The sequence below is a fragment of the Micromonospora inositola genome, from assembly GCF_900090285.1.
GTDB classification, from domain to species: Bacteria; Actinomycetota; Actinomycetes; order Mycobacteriales; family Micromonosporaceae; genus Micromonospora; species Micromonospora inositola.
The window spans coordinates 37,042-60,830 of sequence record NZ_LT607754.1; the positions used below are offsets into that span (position 1 = coordinate 37,042).

20 protein-coding genes are annotated in these 23,789 nt (G+C 72.6%); 10 read left to right on the forward strand and 10 right to left on the reverse strand.

Annotated features, from left to right (window positions below):
• Positions 1 to 46: 46 nt before the first annotated feature.
• The 3 genes from GA0070613_RS00175 to GA0070613_RS00185 all read right to left on the reverse strand — a co-directional run bounded on the left by GA0070613_RS00175 (position 47) and on the right by GA0070613_RS00185 (position 4,214).
• Complete coding sequence (locus tag GA0070613_RS00175) at positions 47 to 994, reverse strand: sporulation protein (RefSeq protein ID WP_089010403.1); 948 nt, start codon at positions 992 to 994, stop codon at positions 47 to 49.
• 339 nt (positions 995 to 1,333) lie between these two features.
• On the reverse strand, positions 1,334 to 2,110 hold the full coding sequence (locus GA0070613_RS00180; RefSeq protein WP_089015647.1) for a DeoR/GlpR family DNA-binding transcription regulator: 777 nt from the start codon (positions 2,108 to 2,110) through the stop codon (positions 1,334 to 1,336).
• Positions 2,111 to 2,147: 37 nt separating this feature from the next.
• Complete coding sequence (locus tag GA0070613_RS00185) at positions 2,148 to 4,214, reverse strand: beta-galactosidase (protein WP_089010404.1); 2,067 nt, start codon at positions 4,212 to 4,214, stop codon at positions 2,148 to 2,150.
• A gap of 280 nt (positions 4,215 to 4,494) precedes the next feature.
• Between GA0070613_RS00185 and GA0070613_RS00190 the strand changes: the two genes are divergently transcribed.
• The 8 genes from GA0070613_RS00190 to GA0070613_RS00225 all read left to right on the forward strand — a co-directional run bounded on the left by GA0070613_RS00190 (position 4,495) and on the right by GA0070613_RS00225 (position 13,623).
• Positions 4,495 to 5,826, forward strand: a complete 1,332-nt coding sequence (locus GA0070613_RS00190; protein ID WP_089010405.1) for an ABC transporter substrate-binding protein — start codon at positions 4,495 to 4,497, stop codon at positions 5,824 to 5,826.
• Between the two features lie 20 nt (positions 5,827 to 5,846).
• Positions 5,847 to 6,803, forward strand: coding sequence for a carbohydrate ABC transporter permease (locus GA0070613_RS00195; protein WP_089010406.1), 957 nt, complete (start codon positions 5,847 to 5,849; stop codon positions 6,801 to 6,803).
• Positions 6,800 to 7,711, forward strand: coding sequence for a carbohydrate ABC transporter permease (locus tag GA0070613_RS00200; protein WP_089010407.1), 912 nt, complete (start codon positions 6,800 to 6,802; stop codon positions 7,709 to 7,711). The genes GA0070613_RS00195 and GA0070613_RS00200 overlap by 4 nt, the downstream gene beginning before the upstream one ends.
• Positions 7,708 to 9,912 carry an alpha-galactosidase gene (locus tag GA0070613_RS00205; RefSeq protein ID WP_089010408.1) on the forward strand — a complete coding sequence of 735 codons (2,205 nt, stop codon included), beginning with the start codon at positions 7,708 to 7,710 and terminating at the stop codon, positions 9,910 to 9,912. Before GA0070613_RS00200 ends, GA0070613_RS00205 begins: the two co-directional genes overlap by 4 nt.
• Positions 9,913 to 10,025: 113 nt before the next feature.
• Positions 10,026 to 10,418: a YciI family protein gene (locus GA0070613_RS00210; RefSeq protein ID WP_231929906.1), complete on the forward strand. Its 393-nt coding sequence runs from the start codon at positions 10,026 to 10,028 to the stop codon at positions 10,416 to 10,418.
• Positions 10,419 to 10,439: 21 nt separating this feature from the next.
• Positions 10,440 to 11,684: an RNA polymerase sigma factor gene (locus GA0070613_RS00215; RefSeq protein WP_197699084.1), complete on the forward strand. Its 1,245-nt coding sequence runs from the start codon at positions 10,440 to 10,442 to the stop codon at positions 11,682 to 11,684.
• 108 nt (positions 11,685 to 11,792) lie between these two features.
• Positions 11,793 to 12,755 carry a TIGR03557 family F420-dependent LLM class oxidoreductase gene (locus GA0070613_RS00220; protein ID WP_089010411.1) on the forward strand — a complete coding sequence of 321 codons (963 nt, stop codon included), beginning with the start codon at positions 11,793 to 11,795 and terminating at the stop codon, positions 12,753 to 12,755.
• A 232-nt stretch (positions 12,756 to 12,987) separates the two neighbouring features.
• Positions 12,988 to 13,623: a GAP family protein gene (locus tag GA0070613_RS00225; RefSeq protein ID WP_089010412.1), complete on the forward strand. Its 636-nt coding sequence runs from the start codon at positions 12,988 to 12,990 to the stop codon at positions 13,621 to 13,623.
• A gap of 40 nt (positions 13,624 to 13,663) precedes the next feature.
• Here GA0070613_RS00225 and GA0070613_RS00230 read toward each other — a convergent pair whose 3' ends face one another.
• From GA0070613_RS00230 to GA0070613_RS00260, 7 genes are all read right to left on the reverse strand, one after another.
• On the reverse strand, positions 13,664 to 14,722 hold the full coding sequence (locus tag GA0070613_RS00230; RefSeq protein ID WP_089010413.1) for a hypothetical protein: 1,059 nt from the start codon (positions 14,720 to 14,722) through the stop codon (positions 13,664 to 13,666).
• Between the two features lie 148 nt (positions 14,723 to 14,870).
• Positions 14,871 to 15,674: an endonuclease/exonuclease/phosphatase family protein gene (locus GA0070613_RS00235; protein WP_089010414.1), complete on the reverse strand. Its 804-nt coding sequence runs from the start codon at positions 15,672 to 15,674 to the stop codon at positions 14,871 to 14,873.
• Between the two features lie 9 nt (positions 15,675 to 15,683).
• A complete protein-coding gene (locus GA0070613_RS00240) occupies positions 15,684 to 17,174 on the reverse strand; it encodes a phosphatase PAP2 family protein (RefSeq protein ID WP_089010415.1) in 1,491 nt (496 codons plus the stop codon).
• Positions 17,175 to 17,253: 79 nt separating this feature from the next.
• Positions 17,254 to 18,255 (reverse strand): YihY/virulence factor BrkB family protein, encoded by a 1,002-nt coding sequence (locus GA0070613_RS00245; protein ID WP_089010416.1) that lies wholly within the window; start codon positions 18,253 to 18,255, stop codon positions 17,254 to 17,256.
• Positions 18,248 to 19,249, reverse strand: a complete 1,002-nt coding sequence (locus GA0070613_RS00250) for a diacylglycerol/lipid kinase family protein (RefSeq protein WP_089015648.1) — start codon at positions 19,247 to 19,249, stop codon at positions 18,248 to 18,250. The genes GA0070613_RS00245 and GA0070613_RS00250 overlap by 8 nt, the downstream gene beginning before the upstream one ends.
• A gap of 197 nt (positions 19,250 to 19,446) precedes the next feature.
• Positions 19,447 to 20,025 (reverse strand): Clp protease N-terminal domain-containing protein, encoded by a 579-nt coding sequence (locus GA0070613_RS00255; RefSeq protein ID WP_089010417.1) that lies wholly within the window; start codon positions 20,023 to 20,025, stop codon positions 19,447 to 19,449.
• Entirely contained in the window at positions 20,025 to 20,261 is a 237-nt protein-coding gene (locus GA0070613_RS00260) for an HTH domain-containing protein (protein ID WP_089010418.1), read from the reverse strand. Before GA0070613_RS00260 ends, GA0070613_RS00255 begins: the two co-directional genes overlap by 1 nt.
• Positions 20,262 to 20,415: 154 nt before the next feature.
• On the opposite strand from GA0070613_RS00260, the gene GA0070613_RS00265 reads away from it, so the two are divergent.
• Together GA0070613_RS00265 and GA0070613_RS00270 are read left to right on the forward strand one after the other, a co-directional pair.
• On the forward strand, positions 20,416 to 21,246 hold the full coding sequence (locus tag GA0070613_RS00265) for a universal stress protein (protein ID WP_089010419.1): 831 nt from the start codon (positions 20,416 to 20,418) through the stop codon (positions 21,244 to 21,246).
• A gap of 127 nt (positions 21,247 to 21,373) precedes the next feature.
• Positions 21,374 to 23,776 carry a phosphoketolase family protein gene (locus GA0070613_RS00270; RefSeq protein WP_089010420.1) on the forward strand — a complete coding sequence of 801 codons (2,403 nt, stop codon included), beginning with the start codon at positions 21,374 to 21,376 and terminating at the stop codon, positions 23,774 to 23,776.
• Positions 23,777 to 23,789: the final 13 nt, after the last annotated feature.

A 23,789-nucleotide genomic window follows, 5' to 3' on the forward strand; every position in this document is an offset into this window, starting at 1 on the left:
GGTGGCCCCGGGAGTTGTCCCGGGGCCACCGTCGTCGGTCGTGCTACTACTCGAAGTCGCCGCCGAAGTCGCCGAAGTCGCCCTCGAAGGCGTCCCCGATCAGCTCTCCGGCGACCAGGCCGCCGGCCACGCCGAGCGCGGTGCCCGCCACCAGGCCGCCCATCCCGTGACCCCGGCCGTGCCCGTGCGGGGCGCCGAAGCCGTGGGCGCGCAGGTTGCCGTAGCGGGAGGTGGTCTCGCGCAGCCAGCCGTCGACCAGCTGGACCCAGTCGGTCCGGTCGGCGTCGACGTGCGGGACGGCGTACCGGCCGACGACGTCGTGGCCGGCGCTGAGGAAGCCGCCACGCTTGTCGCACTCCAGGAGCACCTCGACGCCCCGCTGGCTGGTCACGAAGGTCAGCTCGACCTCGCTGACCGTGCGGGCGTACTGCGGCGCGGCGAAGAACTCGATCTCCTGGTAGAACGGCAGCGTCTGCTGCACGCCGCGGATGTGGCCGCGCTCCAGGTCGGCGTGCTTGAAGCGGAAGCCGAGCGCCTGGAAGGCGTCGAGGATCCGCTCGTGGATCGGCAGCGGGTGCACCGCCACGTGGTCCAGGTCGCTCTTGTCCACCGCGCGGGCCACCGCTAGCTCGGTGCGCAGCCCCATCGTCATGCCGTGCAGGCGCTGGCCGTACACGTCGGTGACCGGGGTCTCCCACGGCACCACAAGCTGGAACGGGATCGCGAGCTGCTGCTTCGGGGCCAGCTCCAGCGGCCCGCTCACCGCCATCCGGTGGAACTCCATGATGCCGGCGTACTCGGAGTCGCCGCCCTCGATCTCGACCCGGGTGACCAGGCCGACGGTGATCTGCTCGATGCTGGCCGGCGCATCCCCGCCGACGAGGTTGATGTGCCCGTCGAGGGTGAGCCCGGGCCGGGTGTTCGGGTTGGCCAGCACGGTGTCGACGCTGGGGCCGCCCACGCCGAACGCGCTCAACATCTTCTTGAAGACCATCGGTCACTCCCGCGGGACGGCGCTCCACCGTGGAGCGTCGGAGGCTTGCTCAAGGCACCCTAGCCTGCGCCGCTGTGAAGTGCCTGTGAGGCGTGGCCGGGCCGGGGTTGCCGGTCGGTCGCTACGAAGCTGATGACGTGAACGGATCAGGCCGTCCCCGCCGGCCGGGAAGACGGAGAGGCGGAGCCGGGCCTGGGCCGGACGGACGCCGGGAGCGACCCGGGCGACGGCGAGCCTGGTGGGGCGGGCGTCTGTCGCCCGTGAGGGCGATTCATCCACGACATCAGCTTCGTAGCGTCGTGGTGGAACAGCCGCCCGGGCGAGCCGAGGGCCGGGGGGTCAATCCGCGTCGACGACGACCAGCTCACCGACCTGCTCGCCGATCTGGCGGCGTCCCTCCGGCGGCAGCTTCCCGTCGCTGATCAGCACGTCGGCGTCCTCCAGCGGGGCGATGGTCGCGATGCCGATCGTCTCCCACTTGGTGTGGTCGGCCAGCACCACCAGCCGGCGGGCGGAGCTGATCAACCGCCGGTTGACCGCCGCCTCCAGCAGGTTCGGGGTGGTGAACCCGGTCCGCGGGTTCATTCCGTGCACGCCGAGGAAGAGCAGGTCGACGTTGAGGGCGGCGATCGCCGCCTCGGCCACCGGCCCGGTCAGCGCGTCCGACGGGGTACGGATGCCGCCGGTCAACACCACGGTCTGGTCGGCGCGCGGGTTCTGGTAGAGCGCGTCGGCGACCGGGATCGAGTTGGTCACCACGGTCAGCCCGCGGACGTCGGCCAGCCGGGCCGCGAGGGCGGCGGTGGTGGTGCCGGCGGAGAGGGCGATGGCCATACCCGGCTCGACCATCAGGGCGGCCCGTTCGGCGATGGCCCGCTTCTCGGCCTGCTGGCGGATCGACTTCGCGGCGAAGCCGGGTTCCTCGGCGGACCCCGGACCGGCCAGGGTCGCCCCACCGTGGACCTTGTCGACCAGCCCCCGCTCGGCGAGCACCTCCAGGTCCCGCCGGATCGTCATGTCGGACACCCCGAAGCGGCTGACCAGGTGGCTGACCCGCACGCCCCCGCGCTGCCGGATCAGCTCCAGGATGGCGCTCTGCCGTTGCTGGGCGAGCATCGGACCTCCTTCGGGCGCACGGGAACGGTAGACGGGCTCAGGCCGGGTCCGCGGCGGGGCCCACCGGCGTCTCCGCCGTCGGGGCGCCGGCCGCGCCACCGACCGGCCGGCCGGTCGCGGCATCCTCGCGGACCACGGCCACCTCGCCGGCCGGTACGACCAGCTCGCCGGCGCAGCGACCACCGCCGAGCAGCTCGGTGCCGGTCACCGCGAGCCGGGCGTCGACGTCGGTGTGGTTGATGACGAAGAGCCAGCTCCGGTCGGCGTCGCGGCGGCGGACCACCTCGACGCCGGGCGGGGCGGCCACCGGCGGGCGGGCGCCGGACTCGGCGAGCAGCCGGGCCACGAGCCGGTCGGTGGCCGCCTCGTCGAGCCGGGTGCCGACGTACCAGGCGGCACCGGCGCCGACGATGTGCCGGGTCAGCGCGGCCACGCCGGGCAGCGGCCCGTCGGCGTACGACGCGAGCACCTCCGCCCCCTCCAGGTGCAGCCACTCGGTCCACACGTCGGCGGTGGCGCCGTCGTCGAGGCCGACCCGCTCCCCCTCGCGGAGCGGGAAGAACTCCTCGGTGCGGATGCCGAGCAGCTCCCGGAACGCGCCGGGGTAGCCGCCGAGCCGGATGTGGTCGTGCTCGTCGACGATGCCGCTGAAGTAGGTGACCAGCGCGGTCCCGCCCGCCTCGACGTACCGGCGCAGGGCCTCGGCGTCCGCGTCGCGGACCAGGTACAGGGTGGGGACCAGGACCAGCCGGTAGCGGGACAGGTCGGTGGACGGGTGCACCACGTCGGCGGTGATCCCGGCCCGCCAGAGCGCGCCGTGCAGGGCGGCGAGCCGGTCGGCGTAGGTGACGTCGACGCTGGGATGCGAGTCGAGTTCCACGCCCCACCAGGCCTCGTAGTCGAAGAGGATCGCCACGTCGGCGTCGACCCGGCTGCCGCGTACCTCGGCGAGGGCCGTCAGGTCGGCGCCGAGCCGGCAGACCTCGCGGAACACCTTGGTCTCCGGGCCGGCATGCGGGACCAGCGCGGAGTGGAACTTCTCGGCGCCGGCCCGGGAGGCCCGCCACTGGAAGAAGAGCACCCCGTCGGCGCCGCGCGCCACGTGCGCGAGGCTGTTGCGGCGCAACTGGCCGGGGGCCTTGGCGACGTTGCGCGGCTGCCAGTTGACCGCGCTGGTCGAGTGCTCCATCAGCAGCCACGGACCGCCGCCGGCGACGCCCCGGGTGTGGTCGGCGGCGAGCGCCAGGTTGACCTGCGGCTGCGGGTCGGCGGCGGTGAGGTAGTGGTCGTTGGCGACCAGGTCCACGTCGGCGGCCCAGGAGTGGTAGTCCAGGTACTTGACGCCGGTGCCGATCATGAAGTTCGTGGTGACCGGCTGCGGGGCCAGCCGGGTGAGCAGCTCCCGCTCGGCGCGGAGCTGGGCCCGCTGCTCGTCGGAGGAGAAGCGCAGGAAATCCAGCTGCTGGGTGGGGTTGGCGAAGGTCGGCGCGGTACGCGGCGGATTGACCTCGGCCCAGTCGTGGTAGCGCTGGCTCCAGAAGGCGGTGCCCCAGGCGGCGTTGAGCGCGTCGAGGTCGCCGTAGCGGTCGCGCAGCCAGCGGCGGAACGCCTCCCCGCTGACGTCGCAGTAGCAGTGCACGTTGTGGCAGCCCAGCTCGTTGGAGACGTGCCACATCACCACGGCCGGGTGCTCGGCGTACCGGCCGGCGACGGCCTCGACCAGGGCGAGCGACCGCTCGCGGAAGACCGGCGAGCTGGGGCAGTACGCCTGCCGGCCGCCCGGCCAGAGGATCGCGCCGTCGGCGCGGCGGGGCAGGGTCTCCGGGTGCCGGTGGGCCAGCCACGGCGGCGGGCTGGCGGTGGCGGTGGCCAGGTCGACGCGGATCCCCCCGTCGTGCAGCACGTCGAGGGCCCGGTCCAGCCAGCCGAAGTCGAACTTGCCAGGAGCGGGCTCCAGCAGCGCCCAGGAGAAGATGCCGACCGAGACCAGGTTGACCCCGGCCCGGCGCATCAGCGCGACGTCCTCGCCCCAGGTCTGCTCGGGCCACTGCTCCGGGTTGTAGTCGGCCCCGTACCAGATGCCCTCGCCGAGCCAGCTCCGCATGAGAGCAGAGCGTGCACCCCGAGTCGACTCAAGTCAACACTTTCCAACATCGACTGAAATTCCAACGTTTACCTTGTCTCCGCCGTGTCACGACTGGGTCATCAGTGCCGTCCGACCCTCTTGACAGCGCCGTAGGGAGGGGTAGCTTCACGAGCCACCGGCTGTTTGTGTTCGGACATGTCGATTCACGGTGGATCTAAACCCCTGTCCGCACGAACACCGTTCCCGCCACCAGCCACGGCCCTTGGGCGCAGCGCACCTCTTCCACGCAGGAGGCACAATGTCCCGTCCTCAATCGCAAGCCGAGTACCTCGCCCGATTCGTACCCCCGTCCGTCGCCGGCCTGAACCGCCGCTCGCTGCTGGCCGGCGCGGCCGGCACCGGCGCGCTGCTCGGCACGGGACTGCTCGCCGGCTGCGGCGGCTCCGAATCCGACTCCGGCGCGGGCTCGAAGACGGTCTCGCTCGGCTCGAACGCTTCGGACCCGACGCCGAAGGACGTCCTCGCCAAGGTGACGGCAGGCTTCCAGAGTTCGTCCGGGATCCAGGTCGCGATCAACACGGTCGACCACAACACGTTCCAGGAGAACATCAACAACTACCTGCAGGGCAAGCCGGACGACGTGTTCACCTGGTTCGCCGGCTACCGGATGCGGTTCTTCGCCGCGAAGGGCCTGGCCGGCGACGTCAGTGACGTCTGGGGCAAGCTCTCCGGCTTCTCCGACGCGTTCAAGAAGGCGTCCACAGGAGACGACGGCAAGCAGTACTTCGTGCCGGCGTCGTACTACCCGTGGGCGGTCTTCTACCGCAAGTCGGTCTGGCAGCAGCACGGCTACCAGGTGCCGAAGAACCTCGACGAGCTGAACACGCTCGGCGCCCAGATGAAGAAGGACGGGCTGAACCCGATCGCCTTCGCCGACAAGGACGGCTGGCCGGCGATGGGCACCTTCGACATCCTCAACCTGCGGATCAACGGCTACCAGTTCCACGTGGACCTGATGGCCGGCAAGGAGGCGTGGACCTCCGACAAGGTGAAGAAGGTCTTCGACACCTGGGCCGGGCTGCTGCCGCTGCACCAGCCGGACGCCCTGGGCCGGACCTGGCAGGAGGCCGCCCAGTCGCTGCAGCAGAAGAAGAGCGGCATGTACCTGCTCGGCCTCTTCGTCGCCCAGCAGTTCAACGACAACGAGCAGGACGACATCGACTTCTTCACCTTCCCGGAGATCGACTCGACCATCGGGGCCAAGGCCCTGGACGCGCCGATCGACGGCTACATGATGGCCCGCAAGCCGAAGTCCGAGGCGAACGCCAAGAAGCTGCTCGAGTACATCGGCGGCGTCGATGCCGCGAACACCATTCTGAAGAACGACCCCGGCACCCTGGTGGCCAACACCGGCGCGGACACCAGCGGCTACACCGCGCTGAAGAAGAAGGCCGCCGAACTGGTCGGCTCGGCCACCGAGATCGCCCAGTTCCTCGACCGGGACACCCGGCCGGACTTCGCCTCGACCGTGATCATCCCGGCGCTGCAGCAGTTCATCAAGAACCCGAAGGACATCAGCGGGCTGCTGACCAGCATCGAGAACCAGAAGAAGTCGATCTTCACCAGCTGACGGCGAGAGGGGAGGACATCGTGTCCGACCTGCCCCTGATCCAAGCGGATCGCGCCGTGCCGCCGGCGGCCGCGACCACCTCCACGGGTGGTCGCGGCCGCCGGCTACGGCTCCTGTCCCGCACCGACCGCGTGGTGATCACGCTGATGGTGCTCGTACCCCTGCTGCTCGTCATCGGTCTGGTCTGGCTGCCCGCCCTGGCCACCGTGCTGCTCTCCGGCACCGACTGGGACGGCATCGGCCCGGTCAGCGAGATCGACTGGGTCGGCCTCAAGAACTACGACGACGTGGTGAACATCTACCCGCCGTTCGTGCCCGCGGTGCAGAACAACCTGCTCTGGCTGGCCGCGCTCTTCGTGGTGGCCACCCCGTTCGGCATGTTCCTCGCCGTGCTGCTCGACAAGGAGCTGCGCGGCAGCCGGTTCTACCAGACCGCGCTCTACCTGCCGGTGGTGCTCTCGCTGGCGCTGATCGGCTTCGTCTGGCAGCTCATCTACTCCCGCGACGAGGGCCTGCTCAACGCCCTGCTCGGCACCCAGACCGACTGGTACGGCGACCCCAACGTCAACATCTGGGCGGTGCTCTTCGCCGCCGGCTGGCGGCACGTCGGCTACATCATGCTGCTCTACCTGGCCGGCCTGAAGGGCGTCGACCCGACGCTGCGGGAGGCCGCGGCGGTGGACGGCTCCTCGGAGGCGAGCACCTTCTTCCGGGTGGTCTTCCCGGTGATGCGGCCGATCAACATCATCGTGCTGGTGGTGACGGTGATCGAGTCGCTGCGGGCGTTCGACCTGGTCTGGGTGATCAACAAGGGTCGCAACGGACTGGAGCTGATCTCCGCGCTGGTCACCTCCAACGTGGTGGGCGAGGCCAGTCGGATCGGCTTCGGCTCCGCGCTGGCGACCATCATGCTGGTCGTCTCCCTGGTCTTCATCACCCTCTACCTGACCACCGTGATGCGGGAGGACCGGCGATGAGCACCGCGACCCTGACCCGTGAGCCCGCGGCAACCGCGCCGGCCGGGCGCCGCAGGCCGCTGCGGCCCGCCCGGGTGGTCCTGCACCTCTTCCTGGCCGCGGTGGCGCTCGGCTGGCTCTTCCCGATCCTCTGGGCGGTGCTGACCTCGCTGCGGTCGTACCAGTACACCGCCAGCCACGGCTACGTGTCACTCGGCGGCTGGACCCTGGACAACTACGTCACCGCCTGGAAGACCGCCGAGTTCGGCAAGCACTTCCTCAACTCGGTGTACATCACGGTCCCGGCGGTGCTGCTGACCCTCTTCCTGGCCTCCTGCGTGGCGTTCGTGATCGCCCGGTTCAGCTGGAAGATCAACATCGTCCTGCTCGGCCTCTTCACCGCGGCGAACCTGCTGCCGCAGCAGGCCCTGCTGATCCCGCTGTTCCGACTCTTCACCCAGGTGCCGCTGCCGGAGTTCATGAGCGACTCGGAGCTGCTGTACGACAGCTACTGGGGGTTGATCCTGGTCAACGTCGCCTTCCAGTGCGGCTTCTGCGTCTTCGTGCTGAGCAACTACATGAAGGCCCTGCCGCACGAGCTGTACGAGGCGGCGATGGTCGACGGGGCGAGCGTCTGGCGGCAGTACTGGCAGGTGACCATGCCGCTCTGCCGGCCGGCCCTGGCCGCGCTGGCCACCCTTGAGGTGACCTGGATCTACAACGAGTTCTTCTGGGCCACCGTGCTGATGCGTAGCGGCGACAAGTTCCCGGTGACCAGCTCGCTGAACAACCTGCGCGGCGAGTTCTTCACCGACAACAACCTCGTCTCGGCCGGCTCGGTGCTGGTCGCCATCCCCACCCTGGTGATCTTCTTCCTGTTGCAGAAGCAGTTCGTCCGGGGCCTCACCCTGGGAGCCAGCAAGGGATGACCATCGTCCACCTGCGCCGCGCGCGGACCAGCCTGGTGCTCGACGCCCGCGGCCCAGGGCTGCCGCGGATCGTGCACTGGGGCGTCGACCTCGGCCCACTGCCCGCCGACGACCTGCCGGCCCTGGTCGACGTCACCATCCCGCCGGTGGTGCCGAGCAGCTTCGACGCGCCGACCGTGCTGTCCCTGCTGCCGGAGGCCAGTGCCGGCTGGAGCGGGCGACCGGGTCTCGCCGGCCACCGGAACGGGCGGGACTGGTCGACCGCCTTCCGCCTCGACCGGCTCGACGTGTCCGCCGCCGGCCCGGACCCGAGCCGCGTGGCCCCGGGCGGACACGCGGTGGGCGTATCCGAGGAGGACGGTTCGCAGGACGGGCCCGGCGCGGCGCGGGTGACCGTGCGGGCGTCGGACCCTGGCGCGGCGCTGTCTCTGACCATCGAGATCACGCTGGACGCGCACGGCCTGCTGACGGTCCGCCACCGGGTGCGCAACGACGGCGACGCGCCCTACGAGGTGCGGGAGCTGACCCCGGTGCTGCCGGTGCCGCCGGTCGCCACCGAACTGCTCGACCTGACCGGTCGCTGGTGCCGGGAACGCGCGCCGCAGCGGCACCCGTGGCCGATGGGCGCCTGGGGGCGGGAGGGCCGGCACGGACGGACCGGGCACGACGCGACGCTGCTGCTGGTCGCCGGGACGGCCGGCTTCGGCTTCGGCCACGGGGAGGTGTGGGCGGTGCACACCGCGTGGAGCGGTGACCACGTCACCGTCGCCGACCGCCGCCCCACCGGCGAGTCCACCCTGGGCGGTGGCGAGCTGCTCGCCCCCGGCGAGATCGTCCTTGCCCCCGGCGAGGAGTACGCCACTCCCCTGCTGTACGCCGTGCACTCGGCCACCGGGCTGGACGGGCTCAGCGACGTGCTGCACACCCACCTGCGCGCCCGCCCCGAGCACCCGCGCACTCCCCGGCCCGTCACCCTCAACGTCTGGGAGGCGGTCTACTTCGACCACGACCTGGACCGGCTGAAGAGCCTCGCCGACCGGGCCGTCGAGGTGGGTGTGGAACGCTTCGTCCTCGACGACGGCTGGTTCCGGGGCCGCCGGCACGACCGGGCCGGCCTGGGCGACTGGTGGGTCGACGACGACGTCTGGCCGGACGGCCTGGAACCGCTCATCGACCACGTCCGCAAGCACGGGATGCAGTTCGGGCTCTGGGTCGAGCCGGAGATGGTCAACCCCGACTCCGACCTGTTCCGCGCCCACCCGGACTGGCTGCTCCAGGTGCCCGGGCGGCTGCCGCCCGAGTGGCGGCACCAGCAGGTCCTCGACCTGGCCCACCCCGACGCGTACGAGCACCTGCTCGGCCGGCTGGACGCGGTGCTTACCGGGCATCAGGGCATCGCGTACCTGAAGTGGGACCACAACCGGGACCTCACCGAGGCCGGGCACCGAGGTCGACCCGGGGTGCACGCGCAAACCGTCGCCGTCTACCGGCTGCTGGACGAGCTGCGTGCCCGACACCCGGGCGTGGAGATCGAGAGCTGCTCCTCCGGCGGGGCCCGGGTCGATCTGGAGATCCTGCGCCGCACCGACCGGGTCTGGGCCAGCGACTGCAACGACGCCCTGGAACGGCTGGCCATCCAGCGCTGGACCGGGCTGCTCCTCCCGCCCGAGCTGGTCGGCACCCACATCGGACCACACCGCTCGCACACCACCCACCGGGTGCACGACCTGGGCTTCCGTGCGGCCACCGCGCTCTTCGGCCACCACGGCATCGAGTGGGACATCAGCGCCATCAGCGCGTCCGAGCGGGCCGAGCTGGCGGCGTGGGTCGCGCTGCACAAGCGGCTCCGCCCGCTGCTGCACGCCGGCCGGGTGGTCCGGGTCGACCACCCGGACCCGGCCGTCCAGGCGCACGGCGTGGTCGCCCACGACGGCTCGCAGGCGGTGTACGCGGTCTCCCGGCTGACCACCTCGGCGGCCCAGGTGCCGGGACCGGTCCGCCTCCCCGGCCTGGACGCCCACCGGCGGTACGCGGTCCGACCGGCGGCCGGGGTGCCGGAGCCGGCGGTGCTCCAGCTGACCGAGCCGGGCTGGCTGCCGAGTGTCACCCTCAGCGGGGCGGTGCTGAGCGCGGTCGGGCTGCAGGTGCCCGCCCTGCACCCCGAGCAGGCCCTCCTGCTGGAGGTCACCGCAGTCGGCTGAGAATTCTCGGAATTCCTTCGGCAAGGATGTCGAGAACCGGGGCGGCAGCTTCTACCTGAGGGTGGAAGCACCGAGAATCGGTGCACAGGCGTGAGGAGCGAACCGTGAAGTACATGCTGCTGATGCAGTTCAGCGCCGCCGGGACCGACTTCCCGTCGATCGACACCTGGACCCCGGCTGAAATCCAGGCACACATCGGTTTCATGGGGGAGGTCAACGCCAAGCTCACCGCCGACGGGGAGTGGGTCCAGGGGGAGGGCCTGGCCGGGCCGCAGCAGGCGCGGATCGTCCGAGCCGGTGAGGGCGGCGCCCCGGTGGTCACCGAGGGGCCGTTCGCGGAGACCAAGGAGTTCCTCGCCGGCTGGTGGATCGTCGACTGCGAGACCCCGGAGCGGGCGGTCGAGATCGCCGCGCACATCTCCACCGCGCCCGGTCCGGGCGGCCGGCCGCTCAACATGCCGATCGAGGTGCACCCGGTCATGTCGGCGCCACCGCAGGAGATGTGACGCCTGGACGCCCCGGAACGAATCGTCGAGGACCTGCTGCGCGAGCTGGCGCCGCAGGTCCTCGGCGTGCTCGCCCGCCGCTTCGGTGACTTCGCCACCGCCGAGGACGCGGTGCAGGAGGCGCTGCTCGCCGCGGCGACGCAGTGGCCCGTCGACGGGCTGCCGGACAATCCGCGCGGCTGGCTCGTCCAGGTCGGCTACCGCCGCATGATCGAGCTGGTCCGCGCCGAGGCGGCCCGCCGGGACCGGGAGGACCGCGCCGCCCGGCGGGCGGGCGACGACCGGCGGACCGCGCCGGCGGCGGACGAGCCGCTGACCGCGGACCGGGACGACACCCTCGTCCTGCTCTTCCTCTGCTGCCATCCGACGCTCTCGACGGCGTCGGCGATCGCGCTGACCCTGCGGGCGGTGGGCGGGCTCAGCACCGCCGAGATCGCCCGCGCCTTCCTCGTGCCCGAGGCCACCATGGCGCAGCGCATCAGCCGTGCCAAGCAGCGCATCCGCGCCTCCGGGCTGCCGTTCCGGATGCCGGACGAGCAGGAGCGACAGGACCGGCTCGCGGCGGTGCTGCACGTGCTCTACCTGATCTTCACGGAGGGACACACCGCCAGCCTCGGCGCGGACCTGCGCCGGGTGGACCTGTCCGAGGAGGCGATCCGGCTGACCCGGGCCACGCACGCGCTGCTGCCCGACGACAGCGAGGTGGGCGGACTGCTCGCCCTGATGCTGCTCACCGACGCCCGCGCCGCCGCCCGGACCGGCCCGTCGGGTGAGCTGATCTCCCTGGCCGACCAGGACCGCGGCCGGTGGGACGCCGAGGCGATCGCCGAGGGGACCACGCTGGTCACCCGGGCGATGGCACGCGGACCGGTCGGGCCGTACCAGCTTCAGGCCGCCATCGCCGCGCTGCACGACGAGGCGCCCACCGCCGCAGCGACCGACTGGCCGCAGATCCTCGCCCTCTACCAGGTCCTGGAACGGCTCTCCGGCAACCCGGTGGTCTCGCTCAACCGGGCGGTCGCGACCGCGATGGTGCACGGCCCGGCCGCCGGGCTGGGCGCCCTCGCCGCGCTGGACGCCGACCCCCGGTTGGCCGGGCACCACCGCCTCGACGCGGCCCGGGCGCACCTGTACGAGATGGCCGGGGACCGGGAGCGCGCGGTCGCGCACTACCGGGCCGCGGCCGGCGGCACGACCAGCCTGCCCGAGCAGCGCTACCTGACGATGCGCGCCGCCCGGCTGGCGACCCCCGACGCTCCGTTCTGACCCGGCCCGTCGGATGGCGTTCCAGGACTCCGGCCGGGAAGCGGACACCAGGGTTGACCGCCCGCCGGCGGGGTATCCGGTGACGATCCGCCCGGAAGGAGAACCACGATGGTCAAGGTCGGCTACACCCTGATGTGCGAGCAGACCGGCCCGAAGCAGCTGGTCGACTACGCGGTACGGGCCGAGGCGGCCGGCTTCGACCAGCTCGTGATGTCCGACCACTACTACCCGTGGCTGGACTCCCAGGGCCACTCCCCGTACGCCTGGTCGGTGCTCGGGGCCGTCGCCCACGCCACCAACCGGGCCGAGCTGATGTCCTTCGTGACCTGCCCGATCCGCCGCTACCACCCGGCCGTGGTCGCGCAGAAGGCCGGCACCATCGGCGTGCTCTCGGACGGCCGGTTCACCCTCGGCCTCGGCGCCGGGGAGAACCTCAACGAACACGTGGTCGGCGGCTGGCCGCACGTGCAGCAGCGGCACGAGATGTTCGAGGAGGCCCTGCAGATCATCCGGCCGCTGCTCAACGGCGAGACGCTGACCTTCTCCGGCAACCACTTCGACGTCCCCGACGCGTACGTCTGGGACCGGCCGGACCGCCCGGTGCCGATGGCCGTCGCCGCCTCCGGCCGGCAGTCCGCCACCCTCGCCGCCGAGTACGGCAACGGCCTCGTCGCCACCGAGCCCGACCCGCACATCATCCAGATGTACGACGACGCGGGCGGCGCCGGCCAGCCCCGCTACGGCCAGGTGGCGATCTGCTACGGCCCCGACGAGGCCGAATGCCGCAAGCTCGTGCACGACCAGTTCCGCTGGTTCGGCATGGGCTGGAAGGTCAACGCCGACCTGCCCGGCCCCGAGTCGTTCACCGCCGCCACCCAGTTCGTCCGCGAGGAGGACGTCGCCGAGGGCATCTCCTGCGGCCCGGACGTCGACAAGCACGTCGAGGCGTTCAAGAAGTTCGTCGACGCCGGCTTCACCCACGTGGCGATCGTGCAGGTGGGCGGCGACACCCAGCCGATGTTCCTGGACTGGGCGCAGGAGCAGCTGCTGCCGCGACTGCGCGAGCTGTGAGCGACGCGATCCGTGCCCTGCTGGCGCCCCCGCTGAGAGGGTGAGCCCATGCGCATCGGCAACACGGAGATCCGGCCCCTGGGCGGCGGCCTCGGCTGCCTGTTGATGATCCTCTTCTCGGTGGTCGCCTCGATCGTGCTGACCGTCCTGCTCAACCTGCTGCTCTGAACCAGGCGGAATCCGCCGGCCCGTCCCCGTCGCGACCGGAGAATGGGGCGAGGAGGCGAGCCGGATGAACCTGCTGACCGTCCTGCCGTTGGCGCTGGTCATGATCGCCGGACCCCAGCTGGTCAGCGCCGTGTTCCTGGCCGCCAGCCGGGATCCGCGCCGCGGTTCGGTGGCGTACCTGTCGGGGGCGGCGCTGGGCATGCTCGTCGCACTGACCGTCTGGTACGTCGTCTTCCGTGCAGTGAAGCACACCGCCGGCGGCGACCAGGAAGGCCGCGGCCGGCGCCTCGTCGACTGGATCGTCCTGGCGCTGCTGCTGGCGCTGATGGTCATCGTCTTCCTCCATCGGAAGCGCAACCAGACACCGGCCTGGATGACGAAGCTGGAGGACCCCGGGCCGCGGTTCGCGTTCGGGCTGGGTCTCCTGCTCCTCACCGCGACGCCCAGCAACGAGGTCATCATGGCCTCCGTCGCGGGCAGCCTGGCCGGACACGACCGGCCCTGGTGGCACCTGCTCCCCTTTCTGGTCCTGACCCTGCTCCTGCTGGCCCTGCCGCTGCTGGCGCTGCTGCTCCTCGGCCGTCGGGCGACGGCGGCCCTGCCGAAGGTGCGCGACTGGGCGAACGCGCACTCCTGGGTGATCAGCGAGCTGGTCACGCTGATCTTCGTCGCGATCGTGGCCGCGGACCTGGTGAAGTGACGCCTCCGGGTCGGGCGGCGCGTCGACTGGCAGGAAAACCTCAGCGGCGCAGGCCGAGGGCGGTCAGCACCTCGCGGGAGGTGAGCCGGACCGGGTCGAGCACGGCGCGGCGGACCCAGCGCCGGGTCGGACCGACGGTCGCCCGCCAGGCCGCGCGGCCGCCACGCGCCGCCGGCACGACCGTCGCCCGCCAGGCCGCCCGCAGCGCCCGCCCCAGCGGTACGGCGGTGTGCCCCCAGAGCCAGCGCAGGGCCAACCCCAGCGGGCGCAGCAGCACGCGGTAGAGGAAGCCGAGCAGCCGACCGGCGAGCCGCCAGGCGCCGACCACCGCGTCGACCAGCACCCGGCCGGCGGCCTGGGCCGACGCGACCAGCACCCGGCCGACCGCGGCCAGCCCGACGGCCATCGCCCGACCGAGCGCCGCGAACCCGGCGGCCAGCACGCGGGCGACGAGGGCCAGTCCGTGCAGCAGGGCACGCCCGGCCGGGGCGAGCACCCGACCCAGCCAGCGCAGCGGCCGGACGACCAGGTGCCCGACCAGCCAGGCCAGCGGTGTCCAGACCAGGGTCCGGGCCACCCAGCTCAGCGGACGCCACACCAGGTGCACCGCCGCCCAGCCCAGAGCCCGGCCGAGCCAGACCAGCGGCACCCACACCAGGGTGCGGGCCGCCCAGACGAGGGGCCGCCAGAGCAGCCGCACCGCGACCCACGCCAGCGGCGCCCAGACCACCGTCCGCGCGACCCAGGCGACGGCCCCCGCCAGCCAGACGAGCGGCCGCCAGACCAGGGTCCGGGCCGCCCAGCGCAGCGGGCCCCAGATCAGCGTGCGGGCCACCCACGCGAGCGGAAGCAGCAGCCACCGGAGCAGGAACCGGCCGGCGGGGGTGAGCAGGTGCCGGTCCAGCGCCCGGCCGGTGGCCGCGGCCAGCTCCCACAGCAGGCGTACTGGAAGCACCACGACCAGGGCGATGCCGCGCGCGACGGCCGCGACCAGCGGCGGCGGCTCCTCTGCCTGGGCGCCGTCGCGCCGCGGGTGACCTGCGGCGTCGGGACCGGACGTCCGGTGGTCCCCCGGCCCGCGGCCGACGGCCGGAGCCACGGCGTACCCCGACGGCTCGCGCGGGGGCGCGGGGCCGGCCGCGCCCCCGGCGGGAGGGTCCGGCCGCCGGGCCGGGTCGACGGTCGCAGGGTCGGCGTGCCGGTCACGGCGTCACGGTAGTCAGTCGGGGCAACGGCCGCCGCCCCGCTCAGCCCGTCGCCAGCTCCAGGTCGGCGACCACCGGGTAGTGGTCGGAGGCCCGGTCGGCCTCCCCGTCGCGGATCACCCGGACCTGGCGGGTCAGCGCGGCCACCGCCGGGGTGGCGAGCAGATAGTCCAGGCGCATCGCGGCGAACTCGGCTCCGCCGTGCCGGGTCGGCACGGTCAGCCCGTCCGGCTCCGCGCCGCCGGCGTGCGGCCAGAGGTCGACCAGGCCGGCCGCGAGCAGCCGGGACACCGCGCGGGTGTCGACGGTACGGCCGTCGCGGCGCAGATGCCGACGGCGGTAGAGGTCGGGCAGGCCGGCCAGCCGCTCGGTGTGGTCGACGGTCGGGTCGAGGGTGTTCAGGTCGCCGGCGAGCAGGGCCAGCGGACCGCCGGCGCGCCGCACTGCCGCCGCCAGCCAGTCGGCCTCCATCCGCCGCCGGCCACCGGAGTACGGGTCGAGGTGCGTGCTGACCACGGTCAACGGTCCGGCCGAGGTGGCGACCACGGCCGTGGCGGCGGCGTGGTGGAACGGCCGACGGACCCGGCCCGACGCGAGCACCCGCAGCGGCGGGCGGACCAGCACCGCGACCGGCTGCCCGAGACACGAGCGGGCCAGCTGCGGCGTCATGCCCACCCGGCCCGCCACGTCGGCCAGCAGTCCGCCCCGGTCGAAGCCGCGCAGCTCCTGAAGGGCCAGCACGTCGGGCCGCTGCGCGGTGACGACCGCCACGATCCGGTCCAGCCGGTCGTTCCCGTCGCGGTCCCGGCCGCCGGTCCGGATGTTCCAGGTCATCACCCGCAGCATCGGCGCCGGTCAGTCCTCCCGGCTGGCCTTGGCCAGCTCGTCGTCCAGCTCGCGCACCTGCTCGGACCCGATGGCCGGCTGGTTGCCCCGGTGCACGTCGGCGTTGGGCCGTACCACCCAGTAGAGCAGGCCGATCCAGAGCGCGCTGAGCAGAATGGCGCCCATGAAGTCCGTCGGGTGGTGCATGCCCCGGTACATCCGGGAGGTGGCCACCCCGACCGGCATGATCACGGCCATCGCCACGAAGAGCCAGCGCCACCAGCGGTCGGTACGGGCGAACACGATGATCGCGATCGCGCTCCACAGGCAGATCGTCGCGGCGATGTGCCCGGACGGGAAGGACGAGGTGGGCATGTGGCCGTCCAGGTTCTCCACCGGCGGGCGCGGTCGCTGCACCACCCGGGCCGAGGCGAGGAAGAGGCTCAGCTCGCCGAACATCGCCAGCACCACGAAGAGCACCGGTCGCCAGCGCTTCCAGATCGCCAGGACGATGGGACAGAAGACCAGCGACACCACCAGGATCGCGTGGGTGTCGCCGAACTTGCTCCACCACCAGCTCAACCCGGTCAGCGAGTCGGTGCGCCGCTCGGCGAACCACTGCGGCACCGCGGTGTCCAGGGTCTCGAAGAAGGTCCCCTTGGCGTGGTAGCCGACGAACATCCCGAATGCGTACAGGGCGCCGAACACGATCACCCAGCCGACCACCAGTTCCGCGATGGCGGACCGGGGATGCTCCAACACGTGCTCCTCGGCCGGGGCGGGGGTGATCTCCTCGCCCGCCTCCGGCTCCAGGCCCTCGGTGATCGGGGGCACCGGCCGGCCGCGCTCGCGGCGCCACAGCCGGAAGGCGTACGCGGTGACGCCGAGCCACACCGCGCCGAGCAGCCAGCCGCCGATCACGTCGGAGACGAAGTGCACACCCAGCGCGATCCGGGTCAGCCCGATCAGCGCCACCAGCACCGCCACGATCGCGATGGCGGGCTTGCGCCAGCGGGGCGACATGGCCGGCAGGAAGACCAGCAGCAGCGCCCCGTACGCGACGAAGGAGCCGAGCGCGTGGCCGCTGGGGAAGCTGTTGCCCGGGGCGTGGGTGATCGGCACGTCGACCACCGGCCGGAGCCGGCCGACCAGCGCCTTCAGCGACGGGTCGAGGATCAGCCCGCCGACCCCGGTGATGATCAGGTAGACGGCCAGCCGGGACTGCCGGCGGATCAGCAGGCCGACCACCGCGATGGTGACCAGCCAGATCAGCACCGGCCGGCCACCCAGGTCGGTGACCGCCTGGAGCACGGTGACCAGGGCGTGGTGCGGGGCCACAAGGCCGTTGAACCACTCGGCCGCCTCGTGGTCGGCGTGGTACAGGGGCCCCCACTTGAACCGGACGAGCATCAGCAGCACGCCGAACCCGGCGCCGGCGCCGAGGACGCCCAGCAGGCCCGCGATGCTCCGCTCCGCGAAATGGCCCAGCGGCCGTCGCGCCGTCTCCTTGACCGCGGTCACCCCGCACCTCCCTTGTCTTCTGCGAGGCGCGCAGTACCCGATTCACGCTCCGCGTACACGCGGCCGGCGGCGCGTCGGGTCAGAGCGCGGTCATCTCGCCGGTGTCGAGGACCTCCTCGCGCTCGGCCTCCGGCTCCCACAGATCCGGCTGCGCCGGCTCGGCCACGCCGATCCGCATCGCCTCGAGCTGGGCGGCGAAGGCCAGCCCGCCGAAGAGCGCGATCCCGGTGAGGTTGGCCCAGAGCAGCAGGGCCATCATCCCGGTCAGCGCGCCGTAGGTCTGCCCGAAGCCGCCGCTGAGCTTGACGTACGCGGCCAGCAGCAGGCTGGCCAGCCACCACAGCACGGTGGCGATGCCGGCGCCGAAGAGAAGCCAGGACAGGGCGGGCTGGTTGCGCCGGGGCGCGTGGCGGAAGAGCACCGCCACGGCGACCACGGTCAGCCCCAGGCTCAACGGCCAGCGGGCCACGTCCCAGGCGGCGTTGGCGAAGGCGCCCCAGTCGTAGTGCCGCTGCACCGAGTCGCCCATCGCCCGGCCGCCGACCAGGATCAGGAAGCCGGTCAGCGCCGGCACACCGGCCGTCACCGCGAGGATCGCGGCGCGGACGTACTTGGCGAGCGCCGGGCGGTCCCGCTCGACGCCGTAGATCCGGTTGGCGCCCCGCTCGATCTGGGCCATGGTCGTGGTGAGCGCGACCAGGCCGGTCAGCAGACCGAGGGTCAGCGCCAGCTCACCGGCGCGTTCGGTGCGCTCGCCGTCGCCGAGCAGCTCCTGCACGACCGACTCGCTCTGCCCGGGGGTGAGCGCGAGCACGGTGTCGGCGACCAGCTTGCCGCCCCTGTCGGCGCCCAGGTCGGTGATCAGGCCGGTGAGCGCGATCAGGAAGGGCACCACGGCCAGGCAGAGCTGGAGCGCGAACGCCCGGGAGTGGCTGAAGCCGTCGCCGTAGCGGAACCGGATGAAGGCGTCCCGCAGCAGGCACCAGCCGCCTTGGCGGCGCAGGGTGTGCCAGGCGTCGTCGGCCGACAGCTCCTCCTGCGCCATCAGCCGGGTCTCCGGCACGATCCGGGTGCTACTCACGTCGGGCCTCCTCGACCAGCCGCTCACCGCGCTCGGCCGCCGCCTCGGCGTCCACCGACAGGTCGGGGTGCTGCGCGGGCCGCGGCACGCAGAGCCAGAGCGACTCCGGCTTGATCTCGGCCTTGAGCGACCGGCCCGGCTCGATCAGGTCCCCGTCGAGCTGCCGGGGCTGGACCCGGTTGCTGGTGATCTCGACCTTCCGGCCCCGGAGGACCTCCATCCGGGGCACGCTGCCCCGGCGGCGCACCAGGGCCCAGCCCATCGCCAGCCAGTGGCCGAGCGTGCGGGGGGTGAGCACCGCGACGTCGAGCCAGCCGTCGTCCGGCTCGGCGTCGGTGAGCAGCCGTACCCCGCCCTGGAGGCGGCCGACGTTGGCGACCAGCACCGACCGGGCCCGGCGGCGCAGCGGCGGCCGGTCGTCGATCCGGATGGAGACCCGCATCGGCCGGTCCCGCAGGTGCTTCGCCGCCCCCATGACGTACGCCGGCCAGCCGATCCGCGCCTTGGTGGTCTCGGAGGTGGAGTCGAGCATCTGGGCGTCGAAGCCCATCCCGGCCATCACGGCGAAGCACTGGTCGTCGACGACACCGACGTCCAGCCGGCGGCGCCCGCGTTCCACCGCGACCTCCAGGCCGACGGCCAGGTCGTTGGACAGGCCCAGGTTGGCGGCGAGCAGGTTGCCGGTGCCCTGGGGCAGCACGGCGAGCGCGACGTCGGTGCCGGCCAGCGCGGTGACGCAGGCCATCACCGTGCCGTCGCCGCCACAGGCGAAGACGACTTCGGCGCCGGCCTGCACGGCCTGCTGGGTCTGGCCCCGGCCCGGGTCCTCGACCGTGGTCTCGTGCCAGGTCGGCGCCGGCCAGCCGGCCGCGGTGAGGGCACCGTCCACGATCCGGCGGAACTCGTCCAGATCGGCCACCTTGACCGGGTTGACCACCACGGCCGAGCGCGGCCCGGTGTCACCTGCAGTCGGCTTGTGCTGTCCGCTCTCCACGGCGCCAGTGTGCAGCAACTCCGGTCGGGCGGCGACTCGGCGCACGGTGATGATGCGCGCACGGCGGAAAGGTTTCAGAATCGGTCACCGGGACCGCTCGCAGTGCGTACGGGCTCCGGGGTGACGGTCGAAAGCGGTCGCGGGACCGTCGGGGACGACCAGCGCCTCAGCCTCGTCCAACCGGTCCCAGGCGAGAATCAGGCCGCCGTCCGCAGCGCCGTCTCCACCCGCCGACGCAGGTCGTCGAGGTCGACGCCGGCCTCGGCGAGGACGAGCGCGGCCAGCCCGTTCCCCTCGCGGAGCAGGCCGAGCAGGATGTGCTCGGTGCCGATGTGATGGTGCCGCAGCCGGATCGCCTCCCGCAGCGCCAGCTCCAGCACCTTCTTCGACCGCGGGGAGAACGGGCCACCGACGTACCGCCGGCGGCCCCAGCGGCGACGCGGGGCGGGCACCGCCTCGCGCAGCGCGTCAGGGCCGAAGGACTCCTCGATCCGGGCCACGATGGCGGCCAGGTCGATGCCGATCTCCCGCAGCGCGGCCGCGTCGGCGTCGCCGAGCCCGACGCCACCGTGCGCCACGTGCCGCGCGACGGCGGCCCGCAGGTCGTCGGCGGGGACGCCGAGGTCGGTGAGGACGCGCACGGCCAGGTTCCCGTCGTCGGCGAGGACGCCGAGCAGCAGGTGCTCGGTGCCGACGGGGCGCTGCCCCTCGGCCCGGGCCTCGTCCACCGCGCGACGGACGACGTCGCGGGCGCGGTCGGTGAACCGTTCGAACATCACGCCTCCCAGCTGCCTCGGACCGCCGGTCGCCCGGCGTGCTTCTTGTGGACCGCCTGCCGGCTGACCTCGAGCGCGTCGGCGATCTCCTGCCAGGACCAGCCCTGTCGACGGGCGTTGTCCACCTGGACCACCTCCAGCCGTTCGAGCAGCCGGCGCAGGGCGAGCACGGCGCGGAGCCCGACCTTCGGGTCGGTGCTGCCCGCGGCCGCCGCGAGTTCCGTTGCCTGACTCATGGTGTCAACTTACGTTGACGCACTGGTTCTGTCAACCCTGATTGACAGGGTTTCCCCGCGCTGAGCGATCCCGCCCCGGGTGGGCACGGCCCCGACTACCGTGGGTGAGGAGAGCGTGGTCGTGCCCTACCCGGCGCCGGGGAGGTGAGGCGGGATGGCCGCACCCACCCATGGGGCCGTCGTGGTCGGCGTCGGGTCGTCGGACGAGGACCTCCAGGTGGTTCGGGAGGCCGCCGGCGAGGCCGCCACCCACGGCCGCCCGCTGCACCTGCTGCACGCCTTCAACTGGGCCGCTGCGCTGAAGGCGCCGTCGGTGGCCGAGTCACGCGCCGCGGCGGAGGACCTGCTCGAACGGGCCGGCCAGGTCGTCGGCGAGGTCGAGCCGGCGGTCCCGGTGAGCGGCGAGATCGTCGAGGGCCGCCCGGTGGAGGCCCTGATCCGCGCCTCGGAATCGGCGTTCATGGTGGCGCTCGGTGACGGCGGGATGGCCGATTGCCCGGACTGCGTACCGGCCGACGCACCGGCCGTGCAACTCGCCGCCCGGGCCGGCTGCCCGGTGCTCGTCGGCCGCGCCGAACCGGCGCCGAAGGGACCGGTGCTGATCGGAGTGGACGGCTCGCCGAGCTCCCAGGCCGCCCTCGATTTCGCCTTCGACACCGCCGAGCGCCGCGCGGCCCGACTGCTCGCCGTACGGGTGGTCGAGCCCGGCCGGCCGGACGACGGAGACGACGTGCTCGCCGCGACCGTGGCCCGGCACGCCGAGCGGTACCCGTCCGTGGCCGCGGAGTGCCACACCGTCCGCGGCGACCCCGGCACCGTCCTGGTCGAACAGTCCCGGTCCGCGCAGTTGGCGCTGGTCGGCGCGCGCGGCGACGAACCGTGGCGGGGCATGCTCGGCGCGGTCAGCCAGACCCTGCTCTACCACGCGCCGGCCCCGGTGATCGTCGTCCGTGGACTGGAGCCCGCGCCGCCGGTCGGGACATGACGCCCTCCGGTCCCGGGACCAACGACCCTGATCGCACACCCGGCCCGGGGGCGAAGCTGGACGGGCCCGGGGCGGATCCCCGCCTTCGGGTGGCACAAGACCCCGAGCCGCGAGAGGCTAACGCAGCATGGACACCGCTCTCGACCTGCACAGCCCACTGACCGAAGACGAGCTGCGCCGGCTTGACGCCTACTGGCGAGCGGCGAACTACCTGACCGTCGGGCAGATCTACCTGCTCGACAACCCGCTGCTCCGCGAGCCGCTGAAGCCCGAACACGTCAAGCCGCGACTGCTCGGCCACTGGGGCACCAGCCCGGGCCTCAACCTGCTCTACGCGCACCTCAACCGGGTCATCGTCGACCGGGACCTGTCCGCCATGTTCGTCACCGGGCCGGGCCACGGCGGGCCCGCCGTGGTGGCCAACACCTGGCTGGAGGGCACCTACAGCGAGCTGTACCACTCGGTCAGCCGGGACGAGGTGGGCATGCAGCGGCTGTTCCGCCAGTTCTCCTTCCCCGGCGGCATCCCCAGCCACGTGGCGCCGGAGGTGCCGGGTTCGATCCACGAGGGCGGCGAGCTCGGGTACGCGCTCAGCCACGCGTACGGCGCCGCGTTCGACAACCCGGACCTGCTGGTCGCCTGCGTGATCGGCGACGGCGAGGCGGAGACCGGCCCGCTCGCCGGCAGCTGGCTCTCCAACGTCTTCCTCAACCCGGCCCGCGACGGCGCGGTGCTGCCCATCCTGCACCTCAACGGCTACAAGATCGCCAGCCCGACGGTGCTGGAACGGATCCCGACCGACGACCTCCTCGGTCTGATGCGCGGCTACGGCTACCAGCCGTACGTCGTCTCCGGCGACGACGCCAGCGAGGTGCACCAGAGCCTCGCCGCCACCCTCGACCGGGCGGTCGACGAGATCACCGAGATCCAGCGCCGGGCCCGCTCCGGCGGCGATGCCACGCGCCCCCGCTGGCCGATGATCATCCTCCATACGCCGAAGGGCTGGACCGGCCCGCGGGAGGTCCACGGCAAGCAGGTCGAGGGGACCTTCCGCGCCCACCAGGTGCCCATCGACGGGGTGCGGAAGGATCCGGAGGCCCTGGCCGAGCTGGAGCGCTGGCTGCGCAGCTACCGGCCGGAGGAGCTCTTCGACGCCACCGGCGCCCCGGTCGCCGAGCTGACCTCGCTGCCTCCGAGGGGGAACCGGCGGATGAGCGCCAACCCGGTCACCAACGGCGGCCAGGTGCTGCGCGACCTGGACCTGCCGGACTTCCGCGCCTACGCGGTCGACGTCAAGCAGCCGGGCGAGCCCATGGTCGGCTCCACCGGCGTGCTTGGCCAATGGGTCCGCGACGTGATCACCGCCAACCCGCAGAACTTCCGCCTGTTCGGCCCCGACGAGGTCGCCTCCAACCGGCTGGGCGCCGCCTTCGAGGTCACCGACCGGGCGTTCGTCGGCAACACGATCCCCGGCGACGACCACCTCTCCCCGGACGGCCGGGTGATGGAGGTGCTCTCCGAGCACCTCTGCCAGGGCTGGCTGGAGGGCTACCTGCTGACCGGCCGGCACGGCATCTTCACCAGCTACGAGGCGTTCATCCACATCGTCGACTCGATGGTCAACCAGCACGCCAAGTGGCTGAAGGTGACCCGCGGCATCCAGTGGCGGCAGCCGCTGGCCTCGCTCAACTACCTGCTCTCCAGCCACGTGTGGCAGCAGGACCACAACGGCTTCTCGCACCAGGACCCGGGCTTCATCGACCACGTGGTCAACAAGAAGGCCGAGGTGGTCCGGGTCTACCTCCCGCCGGACACCAACACCCTGCTCTCCACCATGGACCACTGCCTGCGCAGCCTGCACTACATCAACGTCGTGGTGGCCGGCAAGCAGCCGGCGCCGAACTGGCTGAGCATGGACGAGGCCATCCAGCACGCCAGGCGGGGCCTGGGCATCTGGGACTGGGCCAGCACCGACCAGGGCACCGAGCCGGACGTGGTGCTCGCCTGCGCCGGCGATGTGCCGACACTGGAGACCCTCGCCGCGGCCGACCTGCTCCGCCAGCACCTGCCCCAGCTGAAGGTGCGGGTGGTCAACGTGGTCGACCTGATGCGCCTCCAGCCGCCCTCGGAGCACCCGCACGGCCTGCCGGACAGCGAGTTCGACACCATCTTCACCCGCGACCGGCAGATCATCTTCGCGTACCACGGCTATCCGTGGCTGATCCACCGGCTCACCTACCGCCGGACCAACCACGACAACCTGCACGTGCGCGGCTACAAGGAGGAGGGCACCACCACCACGCCGTTCGACATGGTGATGCTCAACGACCTGGACCGCTTCCACCTCGTCATCGACGTCATCGACCGGGTGCCCGGGCTCGCCTCGCGCGCCGCCCACCTTCGTCAGGACATGGTCGACGCCCGGCAGGCCTGCCGCGACTACACCCGGCGGTACGGCGAGGACGACCCCCGGGTCGCCGAGTGGCGCTGGATCCGCGAGACCGAACCCGGCCTGCGGAGCGGTCAGTGAGCGGGCTCAGCGG